Below are 8,200 nucleotides of genomic sequence, written 5' to 3' on the forward strand. Positions count from 1 at the left end.
TCTCCTGGCCTATGGACTTGTGGATAAGCCATTCTGAGAGTAAGGTGAATGAACTAACAAACCGGGAATAGCTCTTATTTTTCCTGAATTTTGTTCCAGATCCCCGGACCTAGCTAACTCTCCAACTATGCTTTCTAAATAAAAACAATGATTATAGAAAACTCAACTATGAATAGTAGCCAATATACCACATAGCTTAATTTTAGGGAGTGAAAATTTTATTGAATTGACGTGCGCTTACAATGAAAAGCCCGTCATGGTTAATAAACCACCTGAATGGATTATTAATCCAGTGCCTTGTAGTTGATATTCTTTTATATATCTTCTTGTTTCATAAAATAATTTAGCAGAATAAATAGGCTCGCTTAACACCCCCTCTTCTTTGGCTAAGCGTTTTATTTCATTTTTAATCGTTTGATTAATCGATCCAAAAGCGCGGGCAGTGCTAGGATAAAAACAACGGAAGTTGTTAGGGTAGGCATTAATCCATTGGTTTAATTTTACGCTAAAAACCTCTTCTTGATCTGCGAGCAGCAAGACATGAATTAAGGCGGGGTGATTTATTTGGGCTAAACCATTAATCAAAGCAGCTGCTGCAAAGCCAGTACCTGCATCAACAAAGATATAGTCAAAATGAAATCCCAACTCTTTTTCATTTCGTTGTATATCCCAAGCAAGGCTCATCGCCCCATCCATTGCTTGTGGCACGTTAGCCCCTTCATTTAAAATAAAAGAACAGCGCTCCTGTGTTTTTAAATAGTCCAGGGCTAAAAGTTCTACCTCAAACCAAGACGATCTCTCAATCCACACAATATCTTTTTCTTCCAGAAACATTAAGCTTAATTTAAAATTTCCCTGGATCAGGCCATGTTTTGGTTTAAGTAAAAAAGCAGTGACTTTGAGCTGAAGTTCGCGAGCAATTTGTAAAGCAGCTAGCAAATTATTCGATTGAGGACCTGCAATAATAATTAAATGCTCAACCTCTTCTTTAACTAAAAAAGGAACAATACTTGAGTATTTTCTCAACTTAGTTCCACTGATCCCACAGCTTAACTCATCATCTCTTTTTACATAACAATTAAATTTTGGTGTAGAAAAACTCTGCAGCTGATGAACCCTACTTGTTAAATTCCACATCAATTATTTACTGTGTTCACGGATAAAATCTAAATGAGAATCAGAAGAGCTTTGTTCATTAAAGCGATAACCCTGCTCATTAAAATTTTTAAGTTGATCTACATTTTCAATTCGATTCTGAATTATATAACGAGCCATAAGTCCTCTCGCTTTTTTAGCATAAATACCAATCATTTTAACTTCATTATTCTTTTGCTCGTAAAAATTTATCGTAAGTATAGGATAAGTTAATTTTTTTTGTTGTACTACTTTAAAATATTCCGTAGAGGCTAAATTAATAAGGATAGGATGCTGATGTAAAGCCAATTGTTTATTTAAATAATCAGTAAGTAGCTCGCCCCAAAACTCATATAAATTAGCGCCATGCGGATTCTCTAACTTAACGCCCATTTCTAGACGATAGGGTTGGATGCTATCCATTGGTCTTAATAGGCCATATAAGCCAGAAAGAATAGCTAGATGGCTTTGTGCATACGCTAAGTCCTCCGGGCTTAAGCTTCTAGCTTGCAACCCTTGGTATACATCACCTTGAAATAACAATAAGGCCGGATAAGCAGCATTCAAAGGTAGGTTTTTAAAATAAAATTTTTGGTATCTATCGAAATTTAATTGGGCTAAGTCTGGCGATAAATCCATTAAATCAGCAATCTCCACCAAGGATTTAGTCTGCATTAATTTAATAAGAGTCTCGGCTTCCTTACCAAAAACAGGTGGTGTCATTGTTCCAGGGAAAGCAACAAAATTATTAAGTAGCTTTTTTGCTGGTGAGATTAAACTGAGCATGGTTACCCTTTATTACTTATGATCATTATTACAATGCTTGGTGTTTTACCATTCCCACTCTAGGTCGTTGCATGTAAATAACGACACGGGGACTTGTTTTTATTACGTCACCATTTTCGTCTACAATCTGTACTGCTATAGTATGAGTGCCTCGATAAATACCGTTGAGTTGAAACATTAAACTCTCTTGAGGATCGCCTTGTGCTTTACCATCAAAAATTATTTGCAGCTTATTGCCTGGAAATAATTTAGGTAATACCTCGGTAAACACTACTACATAGCCTTGATTATTACGGATTGTTGCTTGATCTTTAGGTTGAAGAATAGCAATTTTGCTGTATACCTTTTTATTTTTGCCACCTTCATTACTAATAGCAGGCATAGTTGCTGATGTGGTGGGCGCCGGTGTCGAATAACTCTGGGTTTGAATATTATTTATTGTTTCCGCACCGGAATGAGGTGTATCACTAAAATGCACGACACCTTGGCTGTCTGTCCACTTATAAACCTGCGCAGGCACAGCGCAGGTTATCAGGCTTAAGAAAACAGCAATGAGTTGTCTTAGCATGTTATTTTATCCTATAAACTATAATAGAGTTCAAATTCATAGGGATGAGTTAAGCTTCTAATTTTTGTGATTTCTTCTTCTTTTAGACTGATGTAGTTATTAATAAAGTCTTTGGAGAAGACATCACCTTGCAATAGGAACTCATGATCTGCCCTCAAATGCTCCATTGCTTGCTCAAGAGAAGAACAAACTGTTGGCACATCAACAAGCTCTTCTGGCGGTAAATCATAAAGATCTTTATCCATAGGTTGGCCAGGATGAATTTTCTTTTGGATACCGTCAATTCCTGCCATTGTCATTGCTGCAAATGCTAGGTAAGGGTTCGCAGTAGGATCTGGAAAACGAACTTCAATACGACGTGCCTTGGGGCTGCTCACGTGTGGAATACGAATAGCAGCTGAACGATTCCTTGCTGAGTACGCTAATAAAACAGGCGCTTCAAAACCTGGTACAAGACGCTTATAACTATTGGTGGATGGATTAGTAAAGGCGTTTAATGCTCGCGCATGTTTAATGATACCGCCAATATAATAAAGCGCTGTTTCTGAAAGTCCTGCATATTGATCGCCAGAAAATAGATTTACCCCATCTTTAGATAAAGATTGGTGGCAATGCATACCACTACCATTATCGCCAACTAAAGGTTTAGGCATAAAAGTAGCGGTTTTACCATAATTATGGGCCACGTTATGAATAACATATTTTAATATTTGAATTTCATCAGCTTTTAAAGTCAATGAATTAAAACGCGTCGCTACTTCACATTGGTTTGCAGTGGCTACTTCATGATGATGTGCTTCCACGACCAGACCCAGCGATTCAAGCGTCAAACAAATTGCTGAGCGGATATCATGAGAGGAATCCACAGGGGGTACTGGAAAATAACCACCTTTAATAGAAGGTCTATGTCCTATATTACCACCTTCCATTTCTTTACCAGAGTTCCATTGGGCTTCATCCGAATCAATTTTGTAAAACGACTCATTGATTTCAGTTTTCCATTGAACGTTATCAAATAAGAAAAATTCAGGTTCTGGTCCAAAAAGCACTGTATCGGCTATTCCTGTAGATTGTAAATACATTTCTGCACGTTGTGCTAATGAACGTGGGCAACGCTCATAACCCATCATTGTTTGTGGATCAACCACATTACAACGAATAAACAACGTATTGTCTTGATAAAATGGGTCAAATTTAACAGAATCTAAATCAGGCATTAAAGCTAAATCAGACTGATGTATTTTCTGCCAACCTTTAAAGGAAGAACCATCAATCATTTTACCATTTTCAATAAAATCACTATCTACTGCTGAAGCAGGGATCGTAATATGCTGCTCTTTACCTCTGATATCGGTAAATCTTAAATCTACAAATTTAGCATCATGTTCTTTAATCGCTTCAAGCACTACATTTTTTGTCATTATTCGCCTCCACAGTAATCTTAGGGTAGTGTACCTTAAGTGACTTATGAAACCCAATAGATTACACTTAATGTTTTTCATCTAATAAAAAAACTATGGGTGCCTACCAGTATTTAGCACTAAAAAAGAATGGCAGCTCCGATAAGGGTGTTATTGAAGCGGATTCAGAACGCCATGCCCGGCAATTGTTGCGTGAGCAGGGGTTAATTCCAACTCAAGTTCAAACCCTCACCCAGCAAAAAACTGGCGCTCACAGTAAAAGTAAAATTTCTGCAGCTGATTTAGCTTTAATGACCAGACAATTAGCCACCTTACTTGCAGCGGGCATTCCAGTTGAAGAATCACTTCGGGGAGTGAGTGAACAAACGGAAAAAGATAAAGTTAGAGAGCTCATTATTGGAATTAGAGCGAAGGTATTAGAGGGTTATGGACTAGCTCAAGCCATGGCACAATATCCAAATGCCTTTCCTGAATTGTATCGAGCTACTGTTGGGGCAGGAGAACAAACCGGCCGATTGGATTTGGTTTTAGAAAAATTAGCAGAGTACACCGAAAACCAGCAAACTACTCGGCAGAAAATTCAACAAGCCTTGATTTACCCTTTAATAATGATCATAGTCTCAGTGGGTATTATTAGTTTTCTTTTAACTTTTGTTGTCCCAAAAATTATTGAGGTTTTCACGAGCAGTGGTCAAACCCTCCCGGCCATGACTGAAGTACTAATTAGCTTAAGTGATTACGTAAAAAATTATGGCTTATACACTCTTCTGGCTTTAGTCACTTTATTGATTGCGTTTAAGAGAAGCTTGCACAACATTAAAGTAAAAACGCTTTGGCATCGACTATTACTTAAAATTCCTATAGTTTCCTATTTAATTAGAACCGTAAATGTTGCTCGCTATATTCACACTTTTGGTATTTTATTTGCAGCAGGCGTGAGCGTATTAGAGACTATGCGGGTATCTGCAAGCCTTGTTACTAATTTAATTATGCGCGAAGCCTTCGATACCGCGACCTTACGCGTTAGAGAAGGTGCGGGTATTAATGAGGCCTTAAAAGAAACTCATTTTATTAGCCCTATGGCTATTCATTTAATTGCAAGTGGTGAAAAGAGTGGCCAATTGTCAAGCATGATGGAGCGTGCAGCTAGCCATTTGGATAATGAAGTAAAGCGATTAATTGACACCTCACTCACCTTACTTGAACCTTTGGTTATTTTAATGATGGGAGCAGTGGTTTTGTTTATTGTTTTAGCCACTTTATTGCCCATTTTTTCTATGGAGCAATTAGTCACATAAGGTGGTCAGAAATTAGGAGTTATGCGATGCCCTAGCCATCCTATATTAATTAAGCTGATATGTTATAATTAGATTTTCATTTATTCAGGAATATAAAATGAATCGGCAAAATGGTTTCTCTTTAATCGAAATTATGGTTGTAGTAGTTATTTTAGGTATCCTCGCCTCTATTGTGGTACCGAAATTAATGAGCAGACCCGATGAGGCAAGAAAAGTAAAAGCCAAGCAAGATGTATTAGCAATTCAAAATGCTTTGGATCTTTATAAGTTAGATAATGGAACCTACCCAACAACAGACCAAGGTTTATCTGCCTTAGTAGAAAAGCCCACTTCGAATCCTATTCCTAGCAATTGGAAGCAAACTCTGAAATCCCTTCCTAAAGATCCCTGGGGAAGAGAATATCTCTATTTAAATCCAGGCCAACACGGTGATGTGGATGTATTTACTTTAGGTGCAGATGGCCAACCCGGCGGTACAGGAATAAATGCTGAGATTGGTAATTGGGATGAACATAAATAAGGGATTTACTTTAATTGAGATTTTAGTTGTTATTGTTATTATTGGCATTACCTTAGGTTTTGCCTTAATAGCTTTTGGTGATTTTGGCGAGAGTAAAAAAATAACTTATGCAGGGGAACAGGTAGAACATCTTTTACAATTAGCTCAACAACAAGCTATTTTAGAAAATAGCACCTTAGGCTTAAAAATCGATAATCAAAGCTATCAGATCCTTAAATTCCAAAACACCTCCCAATGGCGTACAGTCACCTCCAGACACTTATTATTTAAAATTCATTATCTACCTAAAGGGATGATTATAACTTTAAAAACAAGCAATCAAAAAAGTTCAAAAGACCCTGGTATTATTATTAACTCTTCCGGAGAAACCAATAGCTTTACCTTAATTTTTGGGACAAAAAAAGAACCAACTATCGCTGTACTCACAGGACAAGATAATGGCGAATTAAGTTTTAGCACGGCTACTAGCAATGGAAAATAATCACTTCAATAAAGGTTTTACCCTTATAGAGGTACTGCTTGCTCTGGCAATAATTGCTATCGCACTTACGGCTATTCTAAAAGCAACAGCACAAAATATTGAAAATACGCAACGAATTAAAGAAAAAACGATTAGTCATTGGGTTGCGATGCAAGGTGTGTCGATGATCCAATTGAAATTAGTCCAGGTCTCCACTACCCAGGAGTCCACACAAGTTACTACTATGCTCAATCAAAAATGGTATTGGCGTGTAAAAGTAGCTGAGACGCCCATAAAAAAAATGCAACAACTTACTATTTCAGTGAGTCAAAAACCAGCAGGACCTTTCTCTGAAGAATTAATTGCGTTTAGGTATTTACCATGATCAGATCCAAGGGATTTACTTTGCTTGAAATTTTAATTGCGCTTACCATTTTTGCAATATTAGCAACTATTACTTCATCATCACTGTACTATGCATTTACTACCCGAGAAAAAGTTAATCTGCAAGCCGACCGATTAAACGCTCTTCAATTAGCAGTTAGCATTATGCAACAAGACACCTCACAAATTGTTGATCGCGCTATTCGCGGAAACGAAATGCGTTTATTTCCGGTCATTGTGGGCCAACCTGAGTATATGGAGTTCACCCGAGATGGATTAACTAATCCTAAAAGCATTAATAAACGCAGTAGCTTAAAACGGGTTGCCTTTGCTTGTTTAGAAGGTAAATTGATCCACCGCACCTGGTCGACCTTAGACTCAATTGATCGCAATAAATATCAAGATAAAGTGTTAATCGATAATTTGGATGAATGCCACTTTAGTTATTTAAACCATAATTTACAATCCTTACCCGAATGGAGGGAACAAGCCCTAAGTTTAGATCAACGTGCTGAAACTTTCCCCACAGCCTTGCAGATTAGCTTAAGTTTAAAAGATTGGGGCAAAATGAGCTTATTATTTATCGTTCCAGAGGCTTTATATGCACCACAATAATAAAGGCGGAGCCTTACTCACGGCATTATTTATCATGACCTTAGTGGCTATTGTCGCCACAGCAATGAGTATTCGACTACAAGTTGATATCTACCGAACTCGTCTTTTAATAGCGCATGATAAATTATATTTAGCCTCACAAGCTCTAATGTTTTGGTCTTTTAATGAACTAAATAATAAAAATAATAAATTTACCACGATAAATGCTGAAGGGATGGTAAGCAAATACCCTAAAAAATTTGCGCTTATTTATAAAGAGGTAAAATTAACGGGGGGGCTTTATGATTTACAGGCTAAAATAAATCTTAATAATTTAACGGACAAAAAAGGTATTGCCCTTTTTCTTAATTTGCTAAATCAAATTTATCCTAAAGCTAATGATCAAGATAAGCTTAATATAATTGCAACTATTAAAGACTGGTTAAGTGCCTATGATTTGTCCCGCGGTAACGATGCATATACTGCCTATTACTTAGCCCAAACTCCCCCCTATTATCCAAGCCATCAACTCATAAAAAGTACCTCAGAATTTAGACTGTTGAAGGATATTGGTGCACAACAAAATGAACTTATTCAACCGTATATTACCGCACTTCCTGAGGTAACTCCTATCAATATTAATACTGCCCGAAAGGAAATACTAAAATCCTTAGGCGATGGGTTAAATGAAAACCAAGTAGAGAATTTAATCAAAGCTCGGGGCAATAAAGGATTTAGAGATACTAAAAAACTTAATCCCCTTTTGCAGAAGCTTAACATTCCAGGTGAACAGGTTACTATCGAAAGCAAATATTTTCTTAGTAGAGCTACTGCAAAAACAGAAGATTTAAATTTAGTGGTGTATCTACTTTTAAAAAGAGAAAAAAATGAGAAAGGAAAAGTATCGGTTAGTATATTATTAGCTAGGTCCGGGGATCTGGAACAAAATTCAGGAAAAATAAGAGCTATTCCCGGTTTGTTAGTTCATTCACCTTACTCTCAGAATGGCTTATCCACAAGTCCATAGGCCAGGAG

10 protein-coding genes are annotated in these 8,200 nt (G+C 37.1%); 6 read left to right on the forward strand and 4 right to left on the reverse strand.

From position 1 onward, the window contains the following. Positions 1-237: 237 nt before the first annotated feature. Genes ELY15_RS11345 through glnA form a run of 4 tightly spaced genes read right to left on the reverse strand, consistent with a single transcriptional unit; the run spans position 238 to position 3,909 of the window. Positions 238-1,137 (reverse strand): pyridoxal-phosphate dependent enzyme, encoded by a 900-nt coding sequence (locus tag ELY15_RS11345; RefSeq protein ID WP_127100087.1) that lies wholly within the window; start codon positions 1,135-1,137, stop codon positions 238-240. A gap of 3 nt (positions 1,138-1,140) precedes the next feature. After that, positions 1,141-1,920 (reverse strand): peroxide stress protein YaaA, encoded by a 780-nt coding sequence (gene yaaA, locus ELY15_RS11350; RefSeq protein ID WP_127100089.1) that lies wholly within the window; start codon positions 1,918-1,920, stop codon positions 1,141-1,143. A 28-nt stretch (positions 1,921-1,948) separates the two neighbouring features. After that, the gene (locus ELY15_RS11355; protein WP_127100091.1) at positions 1,949-2,488 is read right to left on the reverse strand and encodes a DUF4124 domain-containing protein; all 540 of its coding nucleotides are present in this window, start codon (positions 2,486-2,488) and stop codon (positions 1,949-1,951) included. Positions 2,489-2,499: 11 nt separating this feature from the next. Then, the gene (glnA, locus tag ELY15_RS11360) at positions 2,500-3,909 is read right to left on the reverse strand and encodes a glutamate--ammonia ligase (protein ID WP_127100093.1); all 1,410 of its coding nucleotides are present in this window, start codon (positions 3,907-3,909) and stop codon (positions 2,500-2,502) included. A 95-nt stretch (positions 3,910-4,004) separates the two neighbouring features. Here glnA and lspF point away from each other — a divergent pair, with 95 nt between their 5' ends. From lspF to gspK, 6 genes are all read left to right on the forward strand, one after another. Further along, on the forward strand, positions 4,005-5,207 hold the full coding sequence (gene lspF / locus ELY15_RS11365) for a GspF family T2SS innner membrane protein variant LspF (RefSeq protein ID WP_127100095.1): 1,203 nt from the start codon (positions 4,005-4,007) through the stop codon (positions 5,205-5,207). 97 nt (positions 5,208-5,304) lie between these two features. Then, the gene (gene lspG / locus ELY15_RS11370; RefSeq protein ID WP_127100097.1) at positions 5,305-5,727 is read left to right on the forward strand and encodes a GspG family T2SS major pseudopilin variant LspG; all 423 of its coding nucleotides are present in this window, start codon (positions 5,305-5,307) and stop codon (positions 5,725-5,727) included. Continuing rightward, the gene (gspH, locus tag ELY15_RS11375) at positions 5,714-6,208 is read left to right on the forward strand and encodes a type II secretion system minor pseudopilin GspH (RefSeq protein ID WP_127100099.1); all 495 of its coding nucleotides are present in this window, start codon (positions 5,714-5,716) and stop codon (positions 6,206-6,208) included. Before lspG ends, gspH begins: the two co-directional genes overlap by 14 nt. Continuing rightward, positions 6,198-6,572: a GspI family T2SS minor pseudopilin variant LspI gene (lspI, locus tag ELY15_RS11380; protein WP_127100101.1), complete on the forward strand. Its 375-nt coding sequence runs from the start codon at positions 6,198-6,200 to the stop codon at positions 6,570-6,572. Before gspH ends, lspI begins: the two co-directional genes overlap by 11 nt. After that, positions 6,569-7,186 carry a GspJ family T2SS minor pseudopilin variant LspJ gene (gene lspJ, locus ELY15_RS11385; protein WP_127100103.1) on the forward strand — a complete coding sequence of 206 codons (618 nt, stop codon included), beginning with the start codon at positions 6,569-6,571 and terminating at the stop codon, positions 7,184-7,186. Before lspI ends, lspJ begins: the two co-directional genes overlap by 4 nt. After that, entirely contained in the window at positions 7,173-8,192 is a 1,020-nt protein-coding gene (gspK, locus tag ELY15_RS11390; protein WP_127100105.1) for a type II secretion system minor pseudopilin GspK, read from the forward strand. The genes lspJ and gspK overlap by 14 nt, the downstream gene beginning before the upstream one ends. The last annotated feature ends 8 nt before the right edge of the window (positions 8,193-8,200 follow it).

This window comes from Legionella sp. km772 (assembly GCF_003989735.1).
Classification (GTDB): Bacteria; Pseudomonadota; Gammaproteobacteria; order Legionellales; family Legionellaceae; genus Legionella.

Coding starts and splice junctions, on each gene's coding strand:
- lspG (WP_127100097.1), top strand. CDS start 5,305: ATGAATCGGCAAAATGGTTTCTCTTTAATCGAAATTATGGTTGTAGTA.
- ELY15_RS11345 (WP_127100087.1), bottom strand. CDS start 1,137: ATGTGGAATTTAACAAGTAGGGTTCATCAGCTGCAGAGTTTTTCTACA.
- lspJ (WP_127100103.1), top strand. CDS start 6,569: ATGATCAGATCCAAGGGATTTACTTTGCTTGAAATTTTAATTGCGCTT.
- ELY15_RS11355 (WP_127100091.1), bottom strand. CDS start 2,488: ATGCTAAGACAACTCATTGCTGTTTTCTTAAGCCTGATAACCTGCGCT.
- yaaA (WP_127100089.1), bottom strand. CDS start 1,920: ATGCTCAGTTTAATCTCACCAGCAAAAAAGCTACTTAATAATTTTGTT.
- gspH (WP_127100099.1), top strand. CDS start 5,714: ATGAACATAAATAAGGGATTTACTTTAATTGAGATTTTAGTTGTTATT.
- lspF (WP_127100095.1), top strand. CDS start 4,005: ATGGGTGCCTACCAGTATTTAGCACTAAAAAAGAATGGCAGCTCCGAT.
- lspI (WP_127100101.1), top strand. CDS start 6,198: ATGGAAAATAATCACTTCAATAAAGGTTTTACCCTTATAGAGGTACTG.
- gspK (WP_127100105.1), top strand. CDS start 7,173: ATGCACCACAATAATAAAGGCGGAGCCTTACTCACGGCATTATTTATC.
- glnA (WP_127100093.1), bottom strand. CDS start 3,909: ATGACAAAAAATGTAGTGCTTGAAGCGATTAAAGAACATGATGCTAAA.